Annotated in this window: 23 protein-coding genes and 1 riboswitch; of the genes, 11 read left to right on the top strand and 12 right to left on the bottom strand. The window is 42.6% G+C overall.

Features of this window, described 5'->3' with window-relative positions; all coding sequences use genetic code 11:
• Window positions 1–196: 196 nt before the first annotated feature.
• A complete protein-coding gene (locus ACQEXU_RS06760) occupies window positions 197–1,678 on the bottom strand; it encodes a carboxypeptidase M32 (RefSeq protein WP_427010187.1) in 1,482 nt (493 codons plus the stop codon).
• 148 nt (window positions 1,679–1,826) lie between these two features.
• Between ACQEXU_RS06760 and ACQEXU_RS06755 the strand changes: the two genes are divergently transcribed.
• Window positions 1,827–2,456: a LysE family translocator gene (locus ACQEXU_RS06755; protein WP_427010186.1), complete on the top strand. Its 630-nt coding sequence runs from the start codon at window positions 1,827–1,829 to the stop codon at window positions 2,454–2,456.
• A 252-nt stretch (window positions 2,457–2,708) separates the two neighbouring features.
• Window positions 2,709–3,602 (top strand): halovibrin HvnA, encoded by an 894-nt coding sequence (locus tag ACQEXU_RS06750; protein WP_427010185.1) that lies wholly within the window; start codon window positions 2,709–2,711, stop codon window positions 3,600–3,602.
• A 260-nt stretch (window positions 3,603–3,862) separates the two neighbouring features.
• Here the strand turns inward: ACQEXU_RS06750 and ACQEXU_RS06745 are convergent, their stop codons facing one another.
• Entirely contained in the window at window positions 3,863–5,236 is a 1,374-nt protein-coding gene (locus ACQEXU_RS06745) for an alanine/glycine:cation symporter family protein (RefSeq protein WP_427010184.1), read from the bottom strand.
• Between the two features lie 105 nt (window positions 5,237–5,341).
• A riboswitch (glycine riboswitch) is annotated at window positions 5,342–5,439 on the bottom strand.
• 358 nt (window positions 5,440–5,797) lie between these two features.
• On the opposite strand from ACQEXU_RS06745, the gene ACQEXU_RS06740 reads away from it, so the two are divergent.
• The 3 genes from ACQEXU_RS06740 to ACQEXU_RS06730 all read left to right on the top strand — a co-directional run bounded on the left by ACQEXU_RS06740 (window position 5,798) and on the right by ACQEXU_RS06730 (window position 8,665).
• Window positions 5,798–5,956, top strand: a complete 159-nt coding sequence (locus ACQEXU_RS06740) for a hypothetical protein (RefSeq protein WP_367988889.1) — start codon at window positions 5,798–5,800, stop codon at window positions 5,954–5,956.
• Window positions 5,957–5,978: 22 nt separating this feature from the next.
• A complete protein-coding gene (locus ACQEXU_RS06735; RefSeq protein WP_427010183.1) occupies window positions 5,979–6,707 on the top strand; it encodes a chromosome partitioning protein ParA in 729 nt (242 codons plus the stop codon).
• A 182-nt stretch (window positions 6,708–6,889) separates the two neighbouring features.
• Window positions 6,890–8,665, top strand: coding sequence for a putative bifunctional diguanylate cyclase/phosphodiesterase (locus ACQEXU_RS06730; RefSeq protein ID WP_427010182.1), 1,776 nt, complete (start codon window positions 6,890–6,892; stop codon window positions 8,663–8,665).
• A gap of 3 nt (window positions 8,666–8,668) precedes the next feature.
• Here the strand turns inward: ACQEXU_RS06730 and ACQEXU_RS06725 are convergent, their stop codons facing one another.
• Window positions 8,669–9,181, bottom strand: coding sequence for a YgjV family protein (locus ACQEXU_RS06725; protein WP_427010181.1), 513 nt, complete (start codon window positions 9,179–9,181; stop codon window positions 8,669–8,671).
• 108 nt (window positions 9,182–9,289) lie between these two features.
• On the opposite strand from ACQEXU_RS06725, the gene ACQEXU_RS06720 reads away from it, so the two are divergent.
• Together ACQEXU_RS06720 and ACQEXU_RS06715 are read left to right on the top strand one after the other, a co-directional pair.
• On the top strand, window positions 9,290–9,700 hold the full coding sequence (locus ACQEXU_RS06720; RefSeq protein ID WP_427010180.1) for a ribosome recycling factor family protein: 411 nt from the start codon (window positions 9,290–9,292) through the stop codon (window positions 9,698–9,700).
• A gap of 180 nt (window positions 9,701–9,880) precedes the next feature.
• On the top strand, window positions 9,881–10,837 hold the full coding sequence (locus ACQEXU_RS06715) for a hypothetical protein (protein ID WP_427010179.1): 957 nt from the start codon (window positions 9,881–9,883) through the stop codon (window positions 10,835–10,837).
• A 53-nt stretch (window positions 10,838–10,890) separates the two neighbouring features.
• On the opposite strand, the gene ACQEXU_RS06710 is transcribed toward ACQEXU_RS06715, so the two are convergent.
• Window positions 10,891–12,045 carry a PLP-dependent aminotransferase family protein gene (locus tag ACQEXU_RS06710; protein WP_427010178.1) on the bottom strand — a complete coding sequence of 385 codons (1,155 nt, stop codon included), beginning with the start codon at window positions 12,043–12,045 and terminating at the stop codon, window positions 10,891–10,893.
• A gap of 136 nt (window positions 12,046–12,181) precedes the next feature.
• Here ACQEXU_RS06710 and ACQEXU_RS06705 point away from each other — a divergent pair, with 136 nt between their 5' ends.
• A complete protein-coding gene (locus ACQEXU_RS06705; protein WP_427010177.1) occupies window positions 12,182–13,051 on the top strand; it encodes an AraC family transcriptional regulator in 870 nt (289 codons plus the stop codon).
• Here ACQEXU_RS06705 and ACQEXU_RS06700 read toward each other — a convergent pair.
• Window positions 13,048–14,502 (bottom strand): bifunctional NUDIX hydrolase/phosphatase PAP2 family protein, encoded by a 1,455-nt coding sequence (locus tag ACQEXU_RS06700; protein WP_427010176.1) that lies wholly within the window; start codon window positions 14,500–14,502, stop codon window positions 13,048–13,050. The two genes, ACQEXU_RS06705 and ACQEXU_RS06700, sit on opposite strands and share 4 nt — an antisense overlap.
• A 248-nt stretch (window positions 14,503–14,750) precedes the next feature.
• Window positions 14,751–16,787 (bottom strand): PhoX family protein, encoded by a 2,037-nt coding sequence (locus tag ACQEXU_RS06695; RefSeq protein ID WP_427010175.1) that lies wholly within the window; start codon window positions 16,785–16,787, stop codon window positions 14,751–14,753.
• Window positions 16,788–17,007: 220 nt separating this feature from the next.
• Here ACQEXU_RS06695 and ACQEXU_RS06690 point away from each other — a divergent pair, with 220 nt between their 5' ends.
• The 3 genes from ACQEXU_RS06690 to ACQEXU_RS06680 all read left to right on the top strand — a co-directional run bounded on the left by ACQEXU_RS06690 (window position 17,008) and on the right by ACQEXU_RS06680 (window position 19,214).
• The gene (locus tag ACQEXU_RS06690) at window positions 17,008–17,478 is read left to right on the top strand and encodes an ASCH domain-containing protein (RefSeq protein WP_427010174.1); all 471 of its coding nucleotides are present in this window, start codon (window positions 17,008–17,010) and stop codon (window positions 17,476–17,478) included.
• 82 nt (window positions 17,479–17,560) lie between these two features.
• Window positions 17,561–18,307: a metallophosphoesterase family protein gene (locus ACQEXU_RS06685; RefSeq protein ID WP_427010173.1), complete on the top strand. Its 747-nt coding sequence runs from the start codon at window positions 17,561–17,563 to the stop codon at window positions 18,305–18,307.
• Between the two features lie 250 nt (window positions 18,308–18,557).
• Entirely contained in the window at window positions 18,558–19,214 is a 657-nt protein-coding gene (locus tag ACQEXU_RS06680) for a Qnr family pentapeptide repeat protein (protein ID WP_427010172.1), read from the top strand.
• Window positions 19,215–19,234: 20 nt separating this feature from the next.
• Here ACQEXU_RS06680 and sufE read toward each other — a convergent pair whose 3' ends face one another.
• The 6 genes from sufE to ACQEXU_RS06650 are packed head-to-tail and all read right to left on the bottom strand — an operon-like array spanning window position 19,235 to window position 24,664.
• Window positions 19,235–19,627 (bottom strand): cysteine desulfuration protein SufE, encoded by a 393-nt coding sequence (gene sufE / locus ACQEXU_RS06675; RefSeq protein ID WP_367988902.1) that lies wholly within the window; start codon window positions 19,625–19,627, stop codon window positions 19,235–19,237.
• 3 nt (window positions 19,628–19,630) lie between these two features.
• Window positions 19,631–20,848 (bottom strand): aminotransferase class V-fold PLP-dependent enzyme, encoded by a 1,218-nt coding sequence (locus tag ACQEXU_RS06670; protein ID WP_427010171.1) that lies wholly within the window; start codon window positions 20,846–20,848, stop codon window positions 19,631–19,633.
• Window positions 20,848–22,104 carry a Fe-S cluster assembly protein SufD gene (gene sufD, locus ACQEXU_RS06665; protein WP_427010170.1) on the bottom strand — a complete coding sequence of 419 codons (1,257 nt, stop codon included), beginning with the start codon at window positions 22,102–22,104 and terminating at the stop codon, window positions 20,848–20,850. The genes ACQEXU_RS06670 and sufD overlap by 1 nt, the downstream gene beginning before the upstream one ends.
• The gene (gene sufC / locus ACQEXU_RS06660; RefSeq protein ID WP_427010169.1) at window positions 22,082–22,825 is read right to left on the bottom strand and encodes a Fe-S cluster assembly ATPase SufC; all 744 of its coding nucleotides are present in this window, start codon (window positions 22,823–22,825) and stop codon (window positions 22,082–22,084) included. Before sufC ends, sufD begins: the two co-directional genes overlap by 23 nt.
• A gap of 6 nt (window positions 22,826–22,831) precedes the next feature.
• Window positions 22,832–24,292: a Fe-S cluster assembly protein SufB gene (gene sufB, locus ACQEXU_RS06655; RefSeq protein ID WP_427010168.1), complete on the bottom strand. Its 1,461-nt coding sequence runs from the start codon at window positions 24,290–24,292 to the stop codon at window positions 22,832–22,834.
• Between the two features lie 3 nt (window positions 24,293–24,295).
• Window positions 24,296–24,664: an iron-sulfur cluster assembly accessory protein gene (locus ACQEXU_RS06650; protein ID WP_427010167.1), complete on the bottom strand. Its 369-nt coding sequence runs from the start codon at window positions 24,662–24,664 to the stop codon at window positions 24,296–24,298.
• Window positions 24,665–24,826 lie beyond the last annotated feature (162 nt).

Raw genomic sequence — 24,826 nt, 5'->3', positions numbered from 1 at the left:
ACCTTTTGGTTAAACTAAAGTTTGTTTTTTCTTATTTCTTATGTACAGAATAGATCTCTTTGTGAGTAGTTGAGTAACTTAAGGTAATTAATGAGCCTGTACGTATAAATAAAAGGAATGATTTAAGGGCGGGGTATTTGATGAGATCCTATTGAGTTTTAAAGAAAAGCAGAAGGAAACCTTCTGCTTTTCTTGTTTATAAATAGCGATTTCTCAGATGGTTTTGAAAATGCTGTGCATTCAATGTTTCACCTGTTGCCTGTTTCACCAACTCATCAGTGGCGAATACACTGCCTTTGCTCCATATATTATCGGATAACCAAGTAAATATAGGCGTTAAATCACCAGAGTGAATTGCACCATCTACATCAACCGTTTGCTTCATCGCGCCCATAAATTGAGCCGCGTACATTGCGCCTAACGTGTAGCTTGGGAAGTAACCAAATGCACCATCCGTCCAGTGAATATCCTGCATACAACCATTCTTGAAATTACCTTGAGTCGATAAGCCAAGGTATTGCTGCATTTTTGTATCCCATAGCTCAGGGACATCGGTGTGTTTGATTTTTCCATTAATCAAATCACGCTCTATCTCGTAGCGTAAAATGACGTGAGCAGGATAGGTGAGTTCATCGGCATCAACGCGAATGAAGTCTTTTTGGACACGTGTGTAGAGCTTTTGAAAGTTATCTTGGGAGAACAGCTTTGGTTCATGACCAACAAAATGTTGTCCTGCCAAACGGGATAAATGTTCAATAAAAGTATCACTACGACCTACTTGCATCTCAAAGAACAATGATTGTGATTCGTGAATACCCATTGAGCGCGCTTCTCCGGCAGGTGTGCCTGCAAGAGATTTAGGTAAGCCTTGTTCATAACGAGCATGGCCCGTTTCATGGACAATGCCCATCAATGATTGAACAAACTCATTTTCGTCGTAGCGGGTTGTAATTCGCACATCCGTTGGAACTCCGCCGCAGAAAGGATGAACACTTTCGTCTAAACGGCCGTGGTTGAAGTCAAACTGGAGTAGTTTCATTACGTCCAGACCTAGGTTTTTTTGTTCTTGTGTGGCAAATAACCCAGAAGGCGCAAGATAAGTTTCAGATTTCTGCTTTTCGAGCACAGTATCGATGAGATCCGGTAGCCAGCTTTTTACATCGTCAAACAACAAATCTAAGGACGTTGAGTTTGTGCCTGGCTCATAGATGTCGAGCATTGAATCGTAGGGAGTCAAACCCGTTGCATCTGCTCGGATTTGAGCTTCTTCTTGGGAGAGCTTAACAACTTCAGCCCAGTTCTTTTCGAAACCCTGCCAATCGTTTTCAGCACGTTGAGTACGCCAAGCGTGTTCACATTTAGAGCCTGCTAATGATTTTGCTTGTACGAGCTCTTCAGGTAATACGTTAGCTTGCTGCCACTGACGTTTTAGTTCACGTAGTGATGCTTTATCTTGAGTGGATAACGACTCACTTTCTGCTTGTTCGAACCAATCAGCAAGTTGAGGTTGTGTTAATAGGCTATGAATATGAACAGAAAGCTCAGCTATTGCCTCTGATCGCGCTTGGTTACCACCAGCAGGCATTACTGCCGCCTGATCCCAGCCACAAATGGCGGCAAGGTGATTGAAGTGAGAAATCTTTTGAGAATGTTGTACTAGTTTTTTGAATGCACTCATGGGGTTGCCATCCGTGACGTCGAGAGAAAAGAGTAGAAAGTCTATCAATTAAGTGTTCTGTGCCCAAGTCATGAGAATGATTTTTGTTGGCATTTTTTTGATATGACGGTACTTTGGCTTTGTCATTGATGTTTTACACAGGGAATGTATGTTCATTGCAAACTTTGAGGCCTTTCTTATTGCGATTACTATCCTAACGCTTACTCCGGGCTTGGATACGGCGCTGGTGATACGAAATACATCACGAGGGGGCATTGCGGATGGCTGGGTAACCAGTTTGGGCATTTGCTGCGGTTTGTTTATTCATGCTACGTTTTCTGCAATTGGTATTTCAGCAATATTGGCGCAATCGGCGGAATTATTCTCGTTAGTAAAAATGGTTGGGGCAGGGTATTTGATCTGGCTTGGTTTAGTGAGTTTAAAAGCTGTCTTCCAACAACATCATTCTCATATTGTCGATCGTGAGGAGAGATTATCACTCAATAAACGCCGGGCATTTCGTGAAGGGTTCTTATCTAATGTCCTTAACCCCAAAACAGCAGTGTTTTACTTAGCTTTTCTTCCACAATTTATCGATTCTCAATATTCTCCAATTAGTCAGTCGTTTTTAATGGCAGGCATTCACTTTGTGATCGCAATGGTGTGGCAATGTGGGCTTTCTGGTGCGATAAGCTATGCAAAAACACTTTTAAACAATACAAATTTCATCAAATGGATGGAAGGGACGACCGGAACCGTATTGGTGTTGCTAGGAGTTAAGCTTCTTACAGAAAAATAAACCGCCTTAACATGTAAGAAAATGTTTTTTGATTTGTATATATAGTGTGCTAATTAAAACTTTGGTTTAATGTTTTAATTGGTACTTATAAATTGGTTTTTTGCTAATCAATGTTTACTTTTAGAAAGTATTAATTAAATTAATAACAGTATAAATTAAACCTGTTTTCCTATTGTTAATTCAGTGAGTAAACTTATTAAGTCATATTTATTTTTATGATTTTAATACGCTGTAATTGCTTAGGAAATAACAATGTCTAAATTAGCAAATAATATAATAATCTCTTTTTTATGGCTGCTACCTGCTACCGTTTTTGCTCAAGATCTTATTAGTCAACGTCAGGGTGACTCACTCGTTGCTGCTTTAAGTAAAGATTATTATGAAACCAACCAACATTGCGGCGGGCGAGGAAGGCCGGCATTTTTATGTTCAGGGATTACTTTTCGAGGTGGTGTACCAGGGGATTATTATATATGGAACCCAAGTCCAAACTCAGAAAGAAGCGGGGGTGTTTCCTTTTCTTATTTGAGAACGGATTCGAAATACCGTCGACTCGCTTATAATTATAAAAGTGGCTACACCGTGTACCAAGTATTTGGTGGGCCAAGAGACAAGGTTGATCTCGACTATCTATGTTTCTATCCGGTTGATGCTGCAACCAACCAACGTGAAGATTCGGGATGTGGGAAAAACAGGCCATATCCGGAAACGAGCCTTTCTTGTGATGAGCAGGGCGTATTTACCGCTGAGCAGTGGTATGCCCAAACCTATAATTTACAAGGGGTGAATAAAAGACAAACTCAGTGTGGCTTCAACATAAAAGAGGGCGTTCGAAATTCGGCATCCAATTTTTATGAAGGTATCAGAGCAATGCACTTGCTAGGAGATGAGAGCTTTGCACTTCAAAATGAAATCCGAATCAAAACATGGCCGCAAGGCATTGGTAGCAGTCTACCTATTCAGAGCTTCTTTTATACACATCGTTCTGGAGATGCAGGGCGTTTAGAAGCTCAGTCATATCAAAAGGATTTTTATGAGGTTACTGGTATTGCTATTCCTGTTATTAAAATTAGCTTGCCTCAAACAATCGACCAAGACGCTAAATTTGAATTCAGCATGAATGATCAAGCGATCAATAAACTATAAGCTCTTTTGAGAAAAAACTTTACATTCTTTAGTACGGAATAAGAACATTTTAGTTCTCTAAATTAGTTTTATTAGATTTTTCATGTAATTTAAATTCTATATGGTGGCTCAAGTAATCAACCAGTTATCAATGACGCTAAAGAGGCCAATTCTATGCTGGTGAGGGAAAGAATAAATCTTTCCAAGACTAAATGTTATTTGATGCCAATAAAAATAAAGCCAGAGTATGACTCTGGCTTTATTTCTTTTCTGGATTTTGTTTACGCTTTTACTGTCTTCATATTTTGAGCTAATGAAGCAGGTGAGAAAAAGCGTCTAGTTTCTTCTACGACAACGTGACGCAATGCAATTAGACCAATCAGGTTTGGAATCGCCATTAACCCATTGACGATATCAGCAATTATCCAAATCATATCTAAGTGAAGGAATGCACCTGACGCAACTAGGCAAAGGAAAATAACTTTATAAGGTAGGACTGCTTTTGTTCCCAGTAAGAACACAACACAGCGTTCGCCATAGTAGTTCCAGCCTAAAATCGTCGTGAAAGCAAAGAACATTAAACCGATAGAAACCAGCATAGGCCCGAAGGTTTGTGAGTTTAACCCAGTGGCAAAAGCATGAGTTGTCATTGCTGCACCAGCGAAATCACTTTGCCACGCACCAGTTAGGATTAACGCTAACCCTGTCATTGTGCATATGATAATGGTATCGAAAAACGTACCTGTCATCGAAATCAGCCCTTGTTTTACACAAGAGTCAGTTTTAGCGGCCGCTGCCGCCATAGGGGCACTGCCCAGTCCGGATTCATTAGAGAACACGCCACGAGCAATGCCTGATTGGATAGCAAGCATAATACTGGCACCCAAGAAGCCACCAGTTGCTGCCGTTGATGTAAAAGCAGAAACCAATACCAGTTCAATTGCACTCAAAAGTTGGTCGGCATTCATAATGATAACGCTCATACAGGCAACGACGTAGATTACAGCCATTACGGGAACAACTTTACCTGCTACCTTAGCGATTGATTGAATACCACCAAGTGTTACAAATGCAACTAATATGGTTAAGACCACAGCCGAGATTTCGCGAGAAACGCCAAATGAGATCTCTGAGGCATCTAAAATAGCATTCACTTGAGGGAATGTGCCGATACCGAAGCAGGCAACACCAAGCGCAAATACTGCAAACATAATGGCTAAAGCTTTGGAACCTACACCGTATTGAAGGTAGTACATCGGCCCGCCAACCATTTGTCCTTTATCATCCACTTTTCGATATTTTACGGCTAATAGGCATTCAGCATATTTCGTCGCCATACCAAAAAGGGCAGCAAGCCACATCCAGAATAGGGCACCTGGTCCTCCAAGTTTGATAGCTGTAGCAACACCAACAATGTTTCCAGTTCCGATGGTGGCAGAAAGCGCGGTACAAAGTGCAGCAAAACTAGAAACGTCACCCTGTTTTTGGGTGTCTTCTTTGCTAAATACCATTTTCAATGCTGTTGGAAGGTGACGAAATTGAAGTAATCCAAGTCGAAACGTGAAATAAACACCAGTACCCACAAGCAGAATCAGCAGTGGCGGGCCCCAGACAAAATTGTCGATAGTTTTTAAAATTGATTGAAGGTTATCCATGATTTCCCCTTAAGTAATAACGCTTTTTAAGGAGAAGAGGGAAAGGGTGCGGATCAAAGATCGCACGAAGCCAAGGTGATGAAACCAAATAGCTGGGTTAGTACTTTCCACTCCTCTGTCCTTTTGCCTGAGAGTTTCACTCTGCTTGCGCAAAGCTTGCTCCTTCGGCGACCGATTTAACGGTTCTCTCCAGAGGTTCCTCCAACTACAGTCCTCGCTTTTCCCTTTTGGGTCTGGATAACCAGAATAAAGCACCTGAAAGATTTACTTCTTCGGCGGGTTAATCTGACCAATTGTTAGTAATTGGTTAATAACCACTCTCCTGCAGTCTTCATCGGAACAATTATCTAAATTTGATAATTTGCAGCGGCGATACTAACGAAATCAAATAACCTTGTCATCAGTAAAAGTCGCGTTTGCTCAATAAATCAACACAGACTCATTAAAACAACTTACTTCTGACCAAGGCTTTCAATTTAATGGTATAACTATAAAGAGGAACTTCGATGGCTTAAGCTATTATTTGTGCTTAAGTTTATGGAGAAAGACAAAGGAGTGGGTATGACCAGGTTAATCGCCATTGCTGTATTAATTGCGCTTGCGTTTGTGCTTATACGGTATCGCACCAGTGAAAAGCTACAAAAATGGGTGGTGATTACTCTATTATCTGGTTTTCTTGTGTACACCGTATCCCTAATGGTAACGGAATTAGTACGCTGACTGAAAATGTTGGGAGTGTTAGGTGAATAAGCAAACCGATATGGAAGATGATGTTGTCGTTATCGAGCAGCGTGATAAAAAAACATACCTTTATATTGCGATAGCGGGTGCTTTAGGGTTAGCACTTGGTGGTTTGGTTGGTTCTTCTGTCACTGCTTCTCAATGGCAAAAGACTTATCAAGGTTTAGAGTCCCAATATCAGGAGCTGCTGGAAAACAAACAAATCTTGGTGCAACAAGTAGAAGAAAAAGCGGCGAAAGTCGATAGTGAAATTGAACGAAAGTTTCAAGAAGCGATTGAAACGGCTAACGAGAAGCACCAAAACGAACTGTCTAAGCTCCAGCAACAGGTTGAGGAGCTAGAAAAAGTAAATTTATCTTTAGAAGCAAGCCTTGAAGAGCAGAAAAAGCAATTAGCAAGCGCCACAACGACTAATAGTAAGCTGAACAGGCAAGCAGATATGCAAGCGACGATGTTTGAGCGTTCCCGAGAGTTGTTTCAAAAAGAGCTTAAGGTTAAACAAGAACTGGAATCATTGCAGAAAGAGCAAGAATCACTTCTACCTAAAATTAAGGCGTTGAAAAAAGAGTGTGATGTTTACCTAGAGGGAACCTCTTGGGATGCAAAATCAGATTCATGTGACAAACTCGATGAAACAAACTCTAGATTAAGCCAAGTTGAGCAGATGATTCGAGTTCATCAAATGGACTTAGAACAGATAAAGGCTCTTTCTGAACAGATTGGGTTATAGCGTTAAATATTATTCAGTATAAAAAGCCTCACGATAGTGAGGCTTTTTTAATGTGCATTGACTCTCATAAATAGGCCTATACTTATTAATTTATAAAAATATTTTATCTATAACTTATACTTGTTCTGTATGATAAATTTGTTACTATCCATTTAACTGTACGGCATGTTGTTGGGGTGTGCATGGGGAAAAAATCGAGCGGAGATAACGTTTTATCAAGTGTACGCTCTTTGCTTTATTTGGGTTTTCTAATTGCAGTCATACTGATTACCCATACTTTGATTACAGAACACGTACTTGTACGCTGGATCTATATTTTATTCCCCATCAGTATGCTTATGGCTCTTTTTGCCAAGCAGCATAAACTGAAATCTCTTTCGGCGTGCTTTTCAATGGCTATTCTCTTAGTTGGAGGCTACATAGAGCCGCTAGAGCTGGATGCGATAGAAGAGAGCTTTATCTTCCTTCCTCTGTGCTACATCATCATCTTTCCCGGATCGTTTTGGCCAATTATGTCTTGCCTTTTACTCGTGGCTAGCTATTTGTATGAACTACCTAGCGAAGATTTTGATGAATTTATTGAAGACGCTATTGAGATTGTCGCAATTACGGTGTTCGCGACCATAATGAGTTTTTTTCAACAAAAATACTATCGTCAAGCAAAGCTTTATAGAAAATCAGCGTTTACAGATCACCTAACCCAAATCCCCAATAGAAAAGCCTTCTATTCTGATTTAGAAGAGATAGATACTGACGGCGATAATGACTATTCGGTCATCCAAATTGGCTTAAATGAGTTCAAGAATGTGAATGATAGCCTAGGGTATAGCAATGGAGATTCATTACTTATATCGTTCACAAGAAAACTGCAGAGCCTGCTTGATGGACGAGGAAAGCTATACCGACTTGCGGGAGATGAATTTATCATTCTCCTAGAATCTTCTCATGACATCAGGGTTAAAACTGATCGTATCTTAGCATCTATACGAGAGCAGTATGATGGCATGTTTGATGTTGAAAATACCTCTCATACCTTAACATTTAGTAGTGGCATTGCTGTGTTGAGTGACGCTTCAGGAAATAAAGGGCTATGGGGGAAAAATGCTGATATTGCCCTCTACAAGGCAAAAACGTTTGGATCAAATACGGTGCAATGGTATGACGATGAACTGCTCAACGAAACTATACGTCAGCATCAGATAGAAATAGAGCTGAAAGACGCGATAAATAGTAATCAGTTTGTTTTAGCGTACCAGCCCAAGGTCTGTGTGATTCAGAACAAGATCTTAGGTGCGGAAGCTTTGATTCGCTGGACTCATCCATTTTTGGGGGTAATCAGTCCGATGGAGTTTATTGCGATTGCAGAAAAAACAGCGCAGATTATTCCTATTGGTCGTTGGGTGATTAAGACGGCCTGTCAGCAGGCTCATCAGTGGCATAAAGAAGGTCACGATGTATGTATTTCTGTAAATGTTTCAACTGTTCAGTTTCTTCATGATGATATATATCAATATGTTAAAACGGTTATTTCTGAGATCCAATTACCTCCTCACTTGTTGCAGATTGAGATTACAGAATCTACTTTAATGCAGAGGAAGACACTAGTTGCTGAGACATGTCAGAAGTTGCGAGAACTGGGTGTTACTATAGCCATTGATGATTTTGGTGTTGCCTATTCATCACTAAACTATTTAAAGCGATTACCCATTGATGTATTAAAAATTGATAAGTCTTTTATTGATGATTGCGTTACAAAGAAAACCGATCGGATGTTAGTGAGAACGATCATTCAAATGGGGCGAAATTTAGAGAAACAAGTTGTCGCTGAAGGGGTGGAAACTCACGAGCAGCTGGAAATTCTAAGGTTAGAAGGATGTAATGAATTCCAAGGATATCTGTTTTCCAAACCAGTTTCTGCCAAAGAGTTTGCTGGTTTTTTAAGTAAGCTCAAGCAGTAAATATTAAGCTTCAGAGACTTGATTCATTTTATTTTTACTCAGTCTATAGATGGTACTGAGGTTAACAGCGATCATCGTTACTTCAAGCAGCACGCCTCCGATAGAACCTAAAACGAGGTTGTTTGCCAACCAAAAGCAAGCGCCAATAAGAAATGCAATGCGCATTTTTATTCCATCAAGCCGAAACAGGGCGTAAGTACCGATGCTTGTCCCAATAATCGCTAACATATCGGTCCATCTTGTTGCCATATAGAGCCCCATCGTTACGCCAAAGACTATGAATAATCCCGCGATATACAGTGAGTTCGTTTTTATAGAAGTGAACGTTCTTAGACCAGACAGAAAAGAGCTCAATGCTGCAACCGGAGCACCTAGCAGCATATAATGCACCATATGGTTGATGTTGAGTGTTAGCATCATAACCTTTAATGTACGATCCGTTTTTTGATAAAACGTACAAACGCCCAAAATGAAGCTTAGCAGGCCAATCAACTGTGCAAGATCTAGTGAAATCATAATAATTATTGTTTTTTAAGAAGAGCAAGCATCATATATCATTTAATTTTAAAATTGAAATGTCGTTTTAATTATAGGGTGAGTGAATGTTTCCAAAGAGAGCTTCCTTTGAGTGATAAGCAGAGTAGATTTTCAACAGCGTCCTTGACTATATCGTTACCTTCGCTCGTTCATCGAATTGGAGGGGCGTATGTGAAAGTAGTAAAGGTATTGGCCTCAGAAAGTGGTTGTGAGCTGAAACGCATCCGCCGCTCAAGAAACTGGCAAGTGACAGGAAACATTGAATCGATTCAGGAATGGATTAGTAAGGTGAAAGCTGAGCACCTTGATACATGCCAATTTCTAATCACTAAGGTGGATGATGGTTTACGTCAAGTAAAAGCGAATGATGAACCCACAGAAGCGCAATTGATTGCCCTAATACAAACAACACCGAATATGACACTCTTCGAATTAATGGAGCAGACAAGTTGCACGCTTGCCCAAGCGAGAAAAGCCAGATTTATTGCAGAATGTTAGCAAAATAAAAATGGGATGAGATCTCTTAAATTGCTCAACATAATGGATTAGCTTTGATATTGGACTTCAATATTGGGAATGAAGATTTAAGGTGTAATTTAAAGTGTTTTTCTCGTTGTACTATGGCTGCAATTTGCTAGAGTGCAGTACTTAAACATTATACAAACTCAACTATAAAAAATGCCTTTCTTTTTCCGCACGCTAACCAAAGCCATTTTGCTGTTTCCTATTGTTACGACAATATCTTCATGTTCTCAGTTTGAAGATGAACTCACGAAGTATCCCTATATTTCTGCCAATTATATTACTCAAGAAAATATGGGAGAGTTAAGTGGTATCGCACTATCGAAGCGTAATCCAGGTGTGATTTGGGTAAATAATGACAACGGCAATTACCCTCAGTTGTTTGCTATTAATGCACAAGGCGAACGCATTGCGACGCTGGAAATGATTAAGGTTGCTCATGACGACTGGGAAGATCTCGCGACATTCGAGCACAACGGAAAGTCGTATATCGTGATTGCAGACGTGGGTGATAACGGTAGTCAACGTCCCTTAAGCTTTTTTAATGTGATTGAAGAACCTGACTTATCCAAGGTTGAGTTAGGAGGGCGCATTGCTGTTGAGCCTGCGTGGATTTCTTCTTTTACGTTTGAAGATAGACCTCGTGATTGTGAAGCGGTTGCTATCGATAGCGTAAATAACAAAATCTTATTATTGAGTAAGCGAACAGAGTCTCAAATACTTTACGAACTGCCGTTAACGTTTGAACGTAGTTGGCGGATGGTGGCTAAACGTCTTGGTGAAATCACGCCACTTCCAGAGCCAGAAAAGCAATCTTATCGTTTGATTGACTTGGCGAACTATACCAATAAACCGACCAGTATGGATATTTCCGAAGATGGGCTTTCTGCTGTGGTTTTAACCTATGGTGATGCGTTTATCTTTAAAAAAGATACGCCAGAACAAGACTGGTTAAGCACGCTGAACTCACAGCCTGAACGTATTCCATTACCTGTACTTAAACAGGGAGAGGCGATAGCCTTTGATGAAAAAGCTGAGCATGTATTCATAACAAGTGAAAAGCTGCCGGCTCCCTTACTTAATGTTAATTTAAGGCAGATGAGAGAGGAATAACCCATCAACTCTTAGCCAAAATTGCCAAGCCACCTTATAGAGGTGGCTTTTGCTTAACTAAGGACTTGATTGAGTGCGGTTACCAAGCGTATTACTGCTTGTTTTAGCTGTTGTGGTGAGGCATTGGTGAAGTTAAGCCTAAGTGCTGATGAGGCATCGTTTTCTTTAGGATAAAAAACAGGGCTTGGCACGACTGCGACGCCATTTTCTAGCATGGTTTGAGCGAGGGAAAATGTGTCACACGGTGGTAATGACAGCCAAACAAACATCCCACCTTTGATGGGTTGCAGATGACAACCGTCTGGTAATTTTTCGCGTAATTCTGAATACAATACCTGATAACGCGTTTTATAGAGCGTGCAGATATCTTGCATATGCTGAGGGAAGTTTTCGTGAGTTAAGAGCCCTAAAAGTAACGCCTGCATTGGAATGCTTGAGTGTAAATCAGCCCCTTGTTTTATTTTAATTAAAGGAGCTAAGTAGTCTTTCTTACCTGATACCGTACCAATGCGGAGCCCAGGTGAGGCAATCTTGGAAAATGAACGCAGCACAATGGAGTGTTGAGGACAAAAATCTGAGACTAATGGCAATGCGTCACCCGCAAAGCGTAACTCACGGTAGGGGGCATCTTCAATCAGTGCAACATTATATTGTTGGCAGAGCGAGGCAACTTGCTGACGAGTCTCAAGAGACCAGCAAACACCGGTTGGATTGTGAAAATCTGGCACCGCATAGAACATCTTTGGAGTATGTTGCTCGAAACATGCCTGTAATTGTTCGATATTTGGGCCTACTTCTGTTTGCTCTACAGTGAGAATGTCAGCCTGAACTAAACCAAACACCTGCATTGCACCAAGATAACTCGGAGCTTCCATCACAACCTTATCGCCTGGGTTTATGTAAGCTCGGGCAATAAGATCGAGCCCTTGTTGTGAGCCAGTAGTGACCATGACGTCATGAGCTTGGGTTAACTGAAAACGCAGGCGCAAGTGCTGTAGTAACGGTGGGTAACCTTGTGTTCCCCCATATTGGAAAACTTCAGGCAAGTCAGAGAGCGACGCTAAAGTGGGCTTCATTAACTCAATAGGAAATGTTTGCGCATCAGGTAGCCCACCAGCAAGAGAGATAACATTTGGATCATTTGCAGCAGCAAGTATTTCTCGAATGTATGAAGATTTAATTTGTTGTAATGATTTGGCTATTTCCATGTTGTGCTCAGGCGTGATTGATTGGGTAGGCGATTCTTCTGAAACTGCCTTTTTATCGCTTTATAGTACAAAGAGTTGTCAAAAATTGTTTGTCCATTTATGCTTTTAAATATGTCCGTTTATGTGATTGAAGTGGATGAGTCAACAGCATATATCTAGAATTAATGATGTTCTTTATCGAATTCACCAAGACATCAGTCAAGAGTTGTCAGCCAGTGAGTTGGCAAGCGTTGCTGCATACTCTGAACAGCATTTCCATCGAGTGTTCAAGAAAGTAGTCGGTGAATCCATTCACCAGTATATTCGAAGAACTCGAATGGAATATGCAGCCAATCAACTGATGTTTGATACGCGATCACCCGTATTGGAAATAGCAAACAAATGTGGCTTTAGTTCTCTCTCGTCATTTAGTCGAGCCTTCAAAGCAACGTTTAGCATGTCGCCGGGTGAGTGGCGAAAGCATGATCTACAAGTTTCCCGCAAACCGTATTTAAATGATCCTGAAGTGGCACAAGGGTACCTTCGGGTTGCGGAGCGGGAATTGCCTTCCCCAAAAATCATTGAAGTTCCGCCGCGTTTTGCCGCGTATGTCCGACATACAGGATACAATCGCTCGATTCGAAATGCGTGGCAAATCCTTAAAGCGTGGGCAAATGCAGAGGGGAGAGATTGGTCGATACAATATGGGTTACACCACTCTAATCCCGCTTGGGTTGAGTTAGAACGCTGTCGTTATGTCGCTTGTATTGAAATTGATCGCCCACTTAAAGTTAGGAGCATGGTTAACCAGCTGACTATTCCCGGTGGGCTCCATGCCGTCTTTCGCCTAACAGGAGTATATGGTGAGCTGCTGCCTCAGATCAGCCAGATATTAGAACGTTGGCTTCCTAATTCTGGCTTTAAGCAACAGCCTACACCTGCGTACGTGCGTTATATCGACAATCACTTTCTCAATGAATCTGAGCAATTTGAGCTCGACTTCTATTTGCCGATAAGCTTCTTCTAAGGTGACCTTTTTAAAAGGTTCGCCAATACTGGCGAAGCGACCAACAGCCAAATAATACAGAGCCATATGGTAAAAGCATGTGAGAGCAGAATGAATGCAGCTGAATCAGTTGGACTGGTAATCACTGGGGGGATTGCGATTAGTGCGGCAAGCCCTAGGAACGATATCAACACACGAGGCCAGTGAATATGTAATTCTTCCTCGGTAATACTCGGTGCAAATTGGCTAAGAATCAGTGAACTGAGTATGCCAAGAACCGCAAACCATAAGTAAGTATAAAAAGGTTGAATCATTTCGTAGACGCCGTACAAGCACACGAACAACATAAAAAGCCACAATCTACGAGACTCAATAATTGGCTCGTTGTGATGATTATTCATATTAAATAGCAGCGTAGAAATGACCGTGGCTAGACCGCCTAATATTGAACCAGCGACGACATCTGCTGGGTAGTGTATACCAAGCCATACCATCGCAAGGCTTGCAAATATGACCACAACAAGCCAACTCATGATCGCGGCAATTTTACTGCAACGCCCATTGTGATTTAACCAGCTTAGCAACATACCAACCATTGCCGAGGAAATGGCCAGTTTAATACTTGGGAAGCCATAGCCAACAGCGACGGCATTTTGTAATGAAGGCACCACATAAAAAGGTCTTGGTACTTCAAATAAAAGGGTGAGTAGATTGGCAGAATAGGAGCTAAGGACCAGCGCAAACGTCATGGTTGCACTGTATTTTAATGGCAGAGTGACAAACACGATGGCGAGCGTGATAAAGACAATGACAGTGTCACTAAGCCAAACAGATATGTGCAATACAGACTTAATTAAGGCAAAGTTTTGCGCTAGAGATTGTAGCTCTGATATCCAAGAGAGCTGAGTTTGAATGAGAGAATTTGGCTCAACCGTTTGGTTTTGTTGCTGAGTGAAGTTTGACGTTGGCGTTTGTTTTAACCACTGAATGAGCAAATCGACGTCATCAGGATATTGGTATGCAGAAAGTACTTTTATTGTTAGTGGAAGCAGAAAAACCTGCCGGATCTCTTTAGCGTAATGTGGTGCGTTAAATACCGGAACGACATTCCCATAATAATATTGGCTGAGGTTGGGGTAGAAATATGAGTGTTGAGTCTCGGTCTGGCAGGCATAGATAACTCGGTAGTCGTTAATCGCAAGCTGGCTGCCAACATTCACCTTCAGTCCTGTTTCTTCGAACGTTTCGCGCTCTGCCGCTCTACGATAGTCTTCGCCGTTTTGAATGAAGCCGCCGGGTAGAGACAGTGTATCGGAAAGATAATTCTGGACAAATAGTACTTGTCCAGAATCATCTCTGATCACACACGCAGCTCCTTTTGGATAATAGGAAGAGGCATCGGAAGTCTCTGCATGTACCGTAGAGGTTTGGATTAACGCGATGACACTGAGTAATAAAATTAGGTATTTCACAACATAATGCCCTCAGTTTGGTATTGGAAATCAATACATAAGCAAGTGTTCTCTACCAATAAAGCTTAGCAATAGACAAAAATCACACCAACTTTTTGTTCAGCTAAAACAAGTGAGCACAATAGAACACGTGATTTGTAATGATGATGGGACTTATTGAATATCAGGTGTGAATAAAAAGTAATGAGTAGCTGATGGAGCGAAAAGCCCACTCATTCGTGGGCTTAGTAATAGGATATTAGTAGGTGTTAAACGCCAATCTCTCCACCGTCATCACGACGGATCACAACGGTAGCGGCTCTTGGTCGAACTGTCGTGCCGGTTGGTGTGGCTTCTGCCGCATTATCACTGTACGGCCAGTTCCCCGGATGTTGAACGTTGATAAAGAGTGACTTGTAATCTGGGCTGATGGCAAAGCCTGTTACCTCACAGCCATTTGGCCCAACGAAGAAACGGCGAAGATCAGTTTGGTTTTCAGCATTAATGACATCGGCGTTACCTTCGGTATCCACCATCGTCGAAGGAACAACAGCAAGCATTTGATCATTGGTGTAGTTGGTCACTTCTGAAGCGCCGTTGTCAGTTTGAATCCACAAAATTCCCCGCTTATCAAAAGCAAGGCCATCCGGGCTGGCAAACTGATTGAGTTCTGTAAGCCCAGAGCGGTTTGTTTCCTCATCCCCATTTGCGGGCGAACCAAAGACAAAAATATCCCAATCAAACTCGGTGTCGGTTTCCCGCTCATCCCAACGAATCACGTGGCCAAATTTATTTTTAAGTCGAGGGTTAGCTGGATTTTCCTCAGTACGTTTTGTGTTATTGGTGAGTGTGAGGTACACCGTGCCGGTAAATGGATCTACTGTGCACCACTCAGGGCGATCCATTGGCGTTGCGCCAACAAGGTCCGCTGCACCAGCTGTGTTTAAAATGATATCGGCAATCGAGCCAAATGAATCGGCAAGCGTGCCACCTGAGGTTGTTGCACTTTCTAGAGTAAGTGGTAACCAGTTTCCTGAACCATCGTCATTAAATCTGGCAACATAGAGTGTGCCATTGTCCATGTATTTGTCACCAGTACTTAATCGGTTTGTTGGACTTTCATCCGCTTCGTCCCAATTTTGTTCCGACACAAACTTATAGAGATATTCAAAACGAGAGTCGTGACCCGAATAGAACACGACGGGTTTACCTGCTGTTAGTTTGCCGAAGGCACATCCTTCGTGTCGGAATCGACCAAGTGCTGTTCGCTTCTTAGCTCTTGAGTTAGCCGTATATGGGTCGATTTCTACAATATAGCCATGGCCATTGGCTTCGTTTCGGTAGTCATCGATGGCTGTTGCACCATTTGGTGTGACGTTAAAGCGGTTAAATTCGTCTAAACGTTCTTCACTGTGCCCTGCTAATGTTTCCCACAAGTAACGGGTTTTTTCATCATCGACCCCAATTCGTTGCTGATCTTCAGTTTGGGTTCCTGTGTTAACAAAATAGCCCGGCCAGTTCTCTTCGCAAGTTAGATACGTACCCCATGGCGTGTAGCCGTTACCGCAGTTATTTAGCGTACCACGAGCTTGGCTGCCATCTGGTGAAAAGCGTGTTTTAAGTGCTTCGGTATGGGCGAGTGGCCCTGCAATATCCATGACTGTTGAACCAGTATATCGACGATTAAGTGGATCGGTATCGACTAGCTGCCACATCCCATCTTCTAAACGAATACGAACTACACTCACGCCATGTGCGTTAATCTCTTTACGTACTTCGTCAACAACCGTTCTTGAACCCGCAGATACGGTTGGGCCAGACGGGTGAAGCGCATTAATATCAATATACTCATGGTTGATGCAAAGCAGCCCATCATTTGGATCGTTATCCAGTGGGAAAAAATGCATACCATCATGATGCATACCTAGCGCCTGAGCTTGCTCTTCTGCGGTATTCGTACCATCGGCTTTCCACTTCACACCCTGAGAGGAAAGCGGTGTTCCCCAAGGGACCAGTACTTGCGCAGTGTAACCAGGGGGAACGCTGACAGCATCCGTTAATGAACCTGAAATAGATTCAAAGTTTAAAACCGCACTGGATTTATTTGTGCCAGAATCGGTACCACCATTCCCTGGTACTTCAACTTGGCAACCAGAGAGGCCAAAAGTACCAAATGCCGTCATAGCACTCATACCAAGACCGCCTTTAAGCACATTTCGTCTAGATAAGCTCGCTTCTAAAACTTCTTCAAAAGGCTTGTTATTGCTTCGGTTGTAACGTGTAGCGTCAAAGGTTTCCTTACTCATTTTTTTATCCTGCAATTGAGTTTGTTGTTGATGGCAACGTATGTTGATGGCAAAAAATGACAGAAAAAGGAGAGAAAGATGACGATTGTGTTTCCGTTTATAAAATTTCGCTCTTGAAGGAGTGGAGTGTTGCTCTTTGAAAAATGTCGAGACAATGGAATACTGAGTACGCAGCAATGATTGAAATTTCAGTTTAGATACAGTCACTTTAAGGAAGAAAATGAATCATAAACAGCAAGCCTATCTTGATAAATACCTCTCATTATTACCAGAACAAGAGCGAAGTGCGGTGCCTCAGGTAATTGCGGAATATTTTTGTGCGGATGAATATAACGCGAATGAATGTGCTCGCTTGGTCAATGAGGGCATCAAACGTGCATCATGCAGTTTAAAGCAGGGCTACACCATTGAGAATGACCCCTTTCCAGAGGTTGGTCGTTTAACTGTGGTCTTGAACTGGCAGCAAGAACCAATATGCATCGTAAAGCTGGTTGAGGTCAGCATTTGTCCGTTTAACCAAGTGAGTCGAGAATTTGCTGAGGCAGAAGGGGAAGGAGATGGAACTTATGAGTGGTGGCGCGAGGCCCATATTAAGTTCTTTACCCAATACGCCGCTGAAATTGGTGGGCAGTTTGATGAAACCTCAGATCTAGTGTTAGAACGCTTTGAGAAAGTTTACCCAATCGATTAAGCAATCACTAAAAGCGCATTCAAGGTTCAGGAGTTAGCGCTCGTCCTTTAATTCACCAATTGTTATCACTCATGGAGGAGTCATGCACAAGTTTGCCGTCGTTTCAGACATTCACAGTAATATCTTTGCTTTAGAAGCGGTTATTCAACACGCATTTCAACTGGGAGTTACCGACTTCGTTAACCTTGGCGATATCCTATATGGGCCAATCGCTCCGCGTAAAACGTATGAGCGTCTGCTTGAGCTGAATGCGCTCACCATTTCTGGCAATCAAGATCGGCAGATCTATCAGTCTACACAGAAAGATATTGCGGCGAATCCGACCTTGCAATTCATTCTTGAAGACTTAGGACAAGCCCCGCTTGAATGGATGAAAGGTCTTCCATTTGATTGCAATATTACTGATGAGATATACGCGTGCCATGGCTCACCAACAGACGATCTTGAATACTTACTGGAAGAGACACAAAAGGGCTTTCCGGTACTGAGAAGTGATGACGAAATTTTACGCCGCTTGGCGGGAAACAAAGCGCCAATTATTCTTTGTGGCCACACGCATATTCCTCGCTGCGTTGAACTGTCTAGTGGGCAGCTGGTGATTAACCCGGGCAGTGTTGGGCTGCAGGCTTATACTGACGATGAACCATACTTACACTCAATGGAAAACTACTCTTCAATGGCCAGCTACGCCATATTGGAACAAACCAAACAAGGAACGTGGCATGTGGCGTTTCATCGCGTTGGTTACGATGTTTCTAGCGCTGTTGCGTGTGCGATAAATAACAATCGGAAAGATTGGGCGCACTTTTTAAAAAACGGGAGAAAGTAACTGGTATCCATAAGAACAGTTGCTATGGTAGATGTGACGGTTTGGCTCGCTAAATCGCCTTGTGTTGCGGCAAACTAATTTTTGTGTGGCCGCGTTCGTGGTTGAAGTTTTATAGCTCTTTATGGCTTTGTTTGATGCCTTAAATTAAGGATTTTGGGTGGTTTTAACTTATTGATTTTGCGTGGGTTATATTTCTTGTTTGTTTGATGGCTGGAAGGTAGTCTGTGCTCGTTCATTTAAGGAGGACGATGTGAAGACCGACAAGCAGACCTATGAGAAAGAAGATTTTTCCCACCAAGATTTAGAAGGCGTATGTTTTATTCAATGTCGTTTTTATTGTTGTGATTTTAGCCGAGCAAACTTACGAGATGCCCAATTTATCAACTGTTCTTTTGTCAACTCAGGAAGCATCGAGGGATGTCATTTTCAATATACCGATTTACGTGACGCGAGTTTCAAGGGATGTCAGTTGTCGATGGCGAACTTTTCCGGAGCGAATTGCTTCGGTATCGAGTTTAGAGAGTGTGACTTAAAAGGCGCAAGCTTTCTTAAAGCCCAGTTTGTGAATCAAATCAGCCATCACGCATATTTTTGTTCTGCTTATATTACGTGTTGTAATCTGTCTTACACCAACTTTGAACGGCAGTGTATAGAAGGGTGTGAGCTATTTGAAAACCGTTGGATTGGGGCAAATTTACAAGGTGCCTCGTTTAAAAACTCAGATCTTAGCCGCAGTGTGTTTTCTTCAGATAGTTGGGGTGACTTTCACCTGCAAGGGTGTGACTTGAGTCATTCAGAGCTTGAAGGGTTGGACCCAAGGAAAATTGATTTAACCGGCGTAAAAATCTGTTCCTGGCAACAAGAGCAACTACTGGAACCTTTAGGGTTGATTGTATTGCCAGGATAAAAAGTAACCATCGAGGTGTATTAGACTATCTGATGTTGGATTTGCCTAATTATTGCTGTTAAACCAAGAGCTCGTGTCGGGGTAAGATGTTGCATCAATGCCAATTGTTCAAACCAGACATTGATGTCAAATTGTCTCGCTTCTTCAATTGTCTGATCGTTATACGCAATAACCACTAGCGCGAGTAGCCCTCTGACTATGGCTGCATCACTATTTGCTGCTAGGCTGATGGTGTTTTCATTGACTTGAATGGATACCCACACCTCACTTTGGCATCCTTTAACCTTGTTGTCATTGATACAAAGTGCTTCAGGTAATTGGCAATATCGTTCCCCTAACTCTATTAAATACAAGTAACGCTCTTCCCAGTTTTTACAGCGTTGAAAGTTTTTGACCAGTTTATCGGGCGTCATGGTTTATCCTAATAATTGCTTAATGTGTTTGAGCTTATCGGCCAGTAAGTCAACGTCTTGTTGAGTGGTGTAGAGTCCGAAAGAAGCACGACACACCGCCGATGTCCCAAGTGCTCTCATTAATGGTTGAGAACAAAGATGGCCTGTTCGTATTGCAATGCCATAGCGATCAAGGAAACTGCCAACATCAAATGGATGATAGTGACCAAGGTTAAAAGAAACCATCCCGGTCCGGTGCCTTGGGTTACCATAAATGACTAATGATTCCACCTTTGAAAGGGTGTCGACGGCATAGTCAGTGATGGATTGATCATGAGATGAGATGGGTTCAAACCCTATGCCGTTGAGATAATGAATGGCCGCTTCTAGACCGAGGATGCCCGCAATATTGGGCGTTCCTGCCTCGAATCGCCAAGGCGCTTGTAGAAACGTGGTACCACCGGGCAATTGAACATCATCGATCATCGCACCGCCACCTTCCCATGGAGGCAGTGTATTTAGCCATTTGCCTCCGATATACAGAACTCCAACCCCAGTAGGGCCGTATAGCTTATGGCCAGAAAATGCGTAGAAATCACAGCCGATCTCCTGAACATCCACTTGTTGGTGGACGACGGCTTGCGCACCATCAATGAAGACAGCGATATCATGCTGGTGGGCTAACTCTGTTGCGTTTTTAACGTCATTGATGCTCCCAAGAACGTTCGACACATGGGCCATAGTTAACAGTTTTGTTCGCGAGGTGAATAACGTGCGAAGCTGATCTAAGTCGAGTTCGCCATTGGTCGTCACAGGCCAAACTTTTATATGGATGCTCAATTGGTTGGCGATGATCTGCCAAGGCACAATATTTGAGTGATGCTCCATCTCAGTGATGATGATTTCATCACCGGGTTGGCATTGGCTAAATAGAAAGCTGTGGGCAATTAAATTTATGGCCTCTGTGGTGCCCTTCGTAAAAACCAAATTCTCAGTGGCTGGGGCATTAAGAAATGCAGCAATGACTGCTCGGCTGTGTTCCATCATTGTGGTGGCATTGGCACTAAGAGCATGTACTCCGCGATGAACATTGGCATATTCATATTGGTAGAAACGTTGCATCCGCTCTATTACTTGGTTTGGTGTCTGTGCGGTTGCGGCACTATCTAAATACACCAAGGGCAAGCCGTACACTTCTTGACTTAGAGTTGGAAAATCACGTCGCCAGTTGTTTGGGCTCATCACGCCTCCAATTTTTTATTTACAAGGTTGGAGAGATATTGCCTAACACCGACGTGAGAAATTTTTTCACACACGTCGATAGCAAATGCATGCGTGATGATTTTTTCAGCCTGCGCTTTATGAATTCCTCTGGCCTGTAAGTAGAAGATTTGCTGTGGATCGATTTGTCCTGTTGTCGCACCGTGGCTGCATTTAACGTCATCAGCATAGATTTCTAACTTTGGTCGACTGTTTATCCGAGCGTGATCACTTAGCAATAAATTATGGTTGTCCATTTGCCCATCGGTTTTAAGTGCATCGGGGCTGACGTAGATCATGCCGTCAAAAACACCGCTTGCCTCATCTCTGGCAATGACTTTATGTAATTGTTGGCTACTGCAATGTGCAGCATGGTGGTGAAGGTAAGTACGGCTGTCGAACTGGTCATCATTTGAGGGTAGGGCTAGGCTGTTCATTTGTATGTGGCTACCGGGTGCTGAAAGCAATGAGCTTGTATGGTGACGAATGAGTTTGCCACTCAACATAAAGACATGGCTAGACGCCGTTGCATCACGGCCTACTCGAATATCATTATGTCCAAAGTGATGTTGTTCTTCGCCTTCTTCTATGAGTTTTACATGCTCAAAGTGTGCATTATTGCCGATGTCGCTGGTAAGGCGTGACAATGTCACCCCGCATGCGTTCGGATGAGAGATATGATGTTCAATGATTTGGCAGGAAGAGAGCTGGCCCAAAGTGAGATGATGACGAACTGAACTTACTTCCCCGATACTGCCACTGTGGTAGTGCAGAATATGAATGGGTTTATCAAGTTGGACATTGTCAGGGATTGTGATAATTAACCCACCTTGCGCTGTCGCATTGGTTAAGGTCTGGAATATTTCAGCGCGAATGGCTTGTTCGTGAGCGAAAGCCAAATCATCAAAATGTTTCTCGACAGAGTGAACATCGACTTTGGGGATCCAGTCAGACAAACGGATACTAAGCTTACCGTTCACAATGACGAGTCGATAACCATCTTGCTGCCAATGTTTGGCGCACAATGCAGCAACATGTTCATCATGGAAGTATGTTTCTTTTGGTAACGTAAGCTTAAGCGCTTTAAATGCGTCGAGAGAGGTGTATTTCCAATCTTCCTCTTTATTTGTTGGAAAGCCGAAAGCCAGCGCTGCGTTCCAATGTGCTTTATGCCAGAGTGAATTTGGCACACAGGGAAGAAATTTATGCAGTTCGTTATTCACCGATAATCCAGCCATAACCTTTTTCCTCAAGTTCTTTCGCCAGCGTGTGATCACCGGATTTGACGATTTTTCCATCAGCCATGACATGGACATAATCGGGTTTGATGTAATCAAGAATCCGTTGGTAGTGAGTGACAACAATAAAAGCTCGCTCTTGATTGCGTAAGGCATTAACCCCATCTGACACGGCTTTTAGTGCGTCGATATCAAGTCCGGAGTCAGTTTCATCGAGTATGCAAAGTCTGGGTTCCAATAAAGCCATCTGTAAAATGTCATTCCGTTTTTTCTCTCCACCCGAAAACCCTTCATTAACAGAGCGTTCAAGCAGATCCTTCGGCATTTTTAGCAGGCTGACTTTTTCCTCCACCAAATCTTCAAATTCAAAACGATCAAGCTCAGGTAGCTGGCGGTATTCACGGATTGCGTTGACCGCCGTTTGCAAAAAAAGCTTGTTACTGACGCCGGGAATTTCAACAGGGTATTGAAATGCGAGGAAAACCCCTTCGCCAGCTCGCTCTGCGGGGTCAAGTTCAAGCAAATTTTTATGATTAAAAGTGATTTCCCCCGACGTCGTTTCGTAATCTTCTTTGCCCGCAAGAGTGGATGAAAGTGTACTCTTACCGGAGCCGTTTGGTCCCATGATGGCGTGTACTTCACCGGGACGTATGGCAAGGTCGATGCCTTTTAAAATAGCGTTGTCTTCTACTTGAACGTGTAAATTCTTAATTTCTAACATAACTGATTAACCAACACTGTGTTCGAGACTGATAGAGAGAAGTTTTTGAGCATCAACGGCAAATTCGAGTGGAAGTTCTGAGAAAACATCTTTACAAAATCCATTGACAATCATTGAGATAGCATCGTCTTCAGCGATCCCTCGTTGGACGCAATAAAAGAGCTGATCTTCACCAATACGAGAGGTTGTCGCTTCATGCTCAACTTGAGCACTCGGATGACCGACTTCAACTGATGGGAAAGTGTGAGCACCACATTGAGCACCAATTAACATGGAGTCGCATTGAGTGAAATTTCTAGCCCCGATGGCGGTAGGAAGTATCTTCACCAACCCACGATAACTATTTTCACTTTGCCCAGCAGAGATACCTTTAGAAATGATCGTAGATCGGGTGTTTTTACCAATATGGATCATTTTCGTCCCAGTATCGGCGCGCTGCTGTCCGTTTGTTAACGCAACGGAGAAAAACTCACCGATAGCATTGTCGCCTTTTAAAATAACGCTAGGGTATTTCCATGTGATGGCTGAACCAGTCTCCGACTGCGTCCAAGACATCTTGCTGTTGTCACCTTGGCAAAGTGCACGCTTGGTCACGAAGTTTAAAATGCCACCCTGACCGCCGTTTTCCCCGGAAAACCAATTCTGAACCGTTGAATACTTTACTTCTGCATCTTTGTGTATGATGACTTCCACAACGGCGGCGTGAAGTTGGTAACTGTCACGAACCGGTGCGGAACATCCTTCGATATAACTGACATAAGACCCTTCATCTGCAATCAAAATTGTTCGTTCGAACTGGCCTGTTTTAGCCTGATTGATACGAAAATAAGTTGATAATTCTCTCGGGCAGCGTACGCCAGGTGGGATATAGACGAAGGTGCCATCAGAGGCAACCGCCGCATTAAGCGCTGCAAAAAAATTATCTTCAGGTGGGACGACTGTACCTAAATATTGCCGTACCAGATCAGGATGTTCATGGATAGCATCACTGAAGGAGCAAAAAATAATTCCATGTTGGCTTAGCTCATTACGATATGTTGTGGTGACGGAGACGGAATCAAAAATAGCATCAACGGCAACATTGTTTCCTTCACGCACGGGAACTCCTAGTTGATCAAAGGCATGTTCTACTTCTTCGGTCAGATAGTTGTTTGTCCCATCATCACTTGGCTTGTCATTACACGCCTCACAACTTGGTGCTGAATAATAGCTGTAATCTTGGTAATCGAGTTCGGGGTAGTCGGCTTTTAACCAGCGCGGCTCGGTCATCGTCAACCATTGTTGGTAAGCTTGCAGCCTAAATTCCAACATCCAATCTGGCTCGTTTCGTTTGGCTGAAATCGCTCGGATGACTGTTTCGTTAATGCCTTTTTCTAAGGTGTCAGACGCAACATCCGTATAGAAGCCTTCTTTGTACTTCTGAGAGAAAGTTTGCTCAAGTTCTGCGTACTGATTGGTATCACTCATTCATTAAACTCCGAAACTTTCGCCACACCCACACTCGTTTTTCACGTTTGGGTTGTGATAAACAAAGATTTCGTTTAAGCCATTGCGGACGTAATCGACTTTGGTTCCATCGAGGAGTGGCATTGAAGACACCGGGACAAATAAGGTGCCACCACAGGACTCGAACGCAAGGTCTCCTTCTTCAGGACCTTCTCGCTGCTCTAAGACATATGTGTAACCAGTACAGCCTGAAATTTTGGTTGAGAGACGCAAGATCTGTCCATTTGATGAAAGGAATTGGATACGTTTTGCGGCAGAAATTGTCAGTGTAATACCACGCCACTTTTCACTGTTTGGGGAGTACTCACCTATAGCATTGTGTTGATTTTCCATGAGCCGAAAATCCTCATAACCATCAAGTTATGCTAATGATAATGATTATCATCTGGTATTCAACCCTATTATAATTATGGCTAATCTGCGTCTGTGGCACTACATGTTGTGAAAATAGATCTTGTAAATACTAAATATGCCATGTAAGAATGATAATGATTC

It is taken from the genome of Vibrio sp. TRT 21S02 (genome assembly GCF_050113675.1).
GTDB lineage: Bacteria > Pseudomonadota > Gammaproteobacteria > Enterobacterales > Vibrionaceae > Vibrio.
The sequence above is the reverse complement of the archived record's forward strand: the minus strand, read 5'-3'. Positions and strand labels throughout refer to the sequence as shown.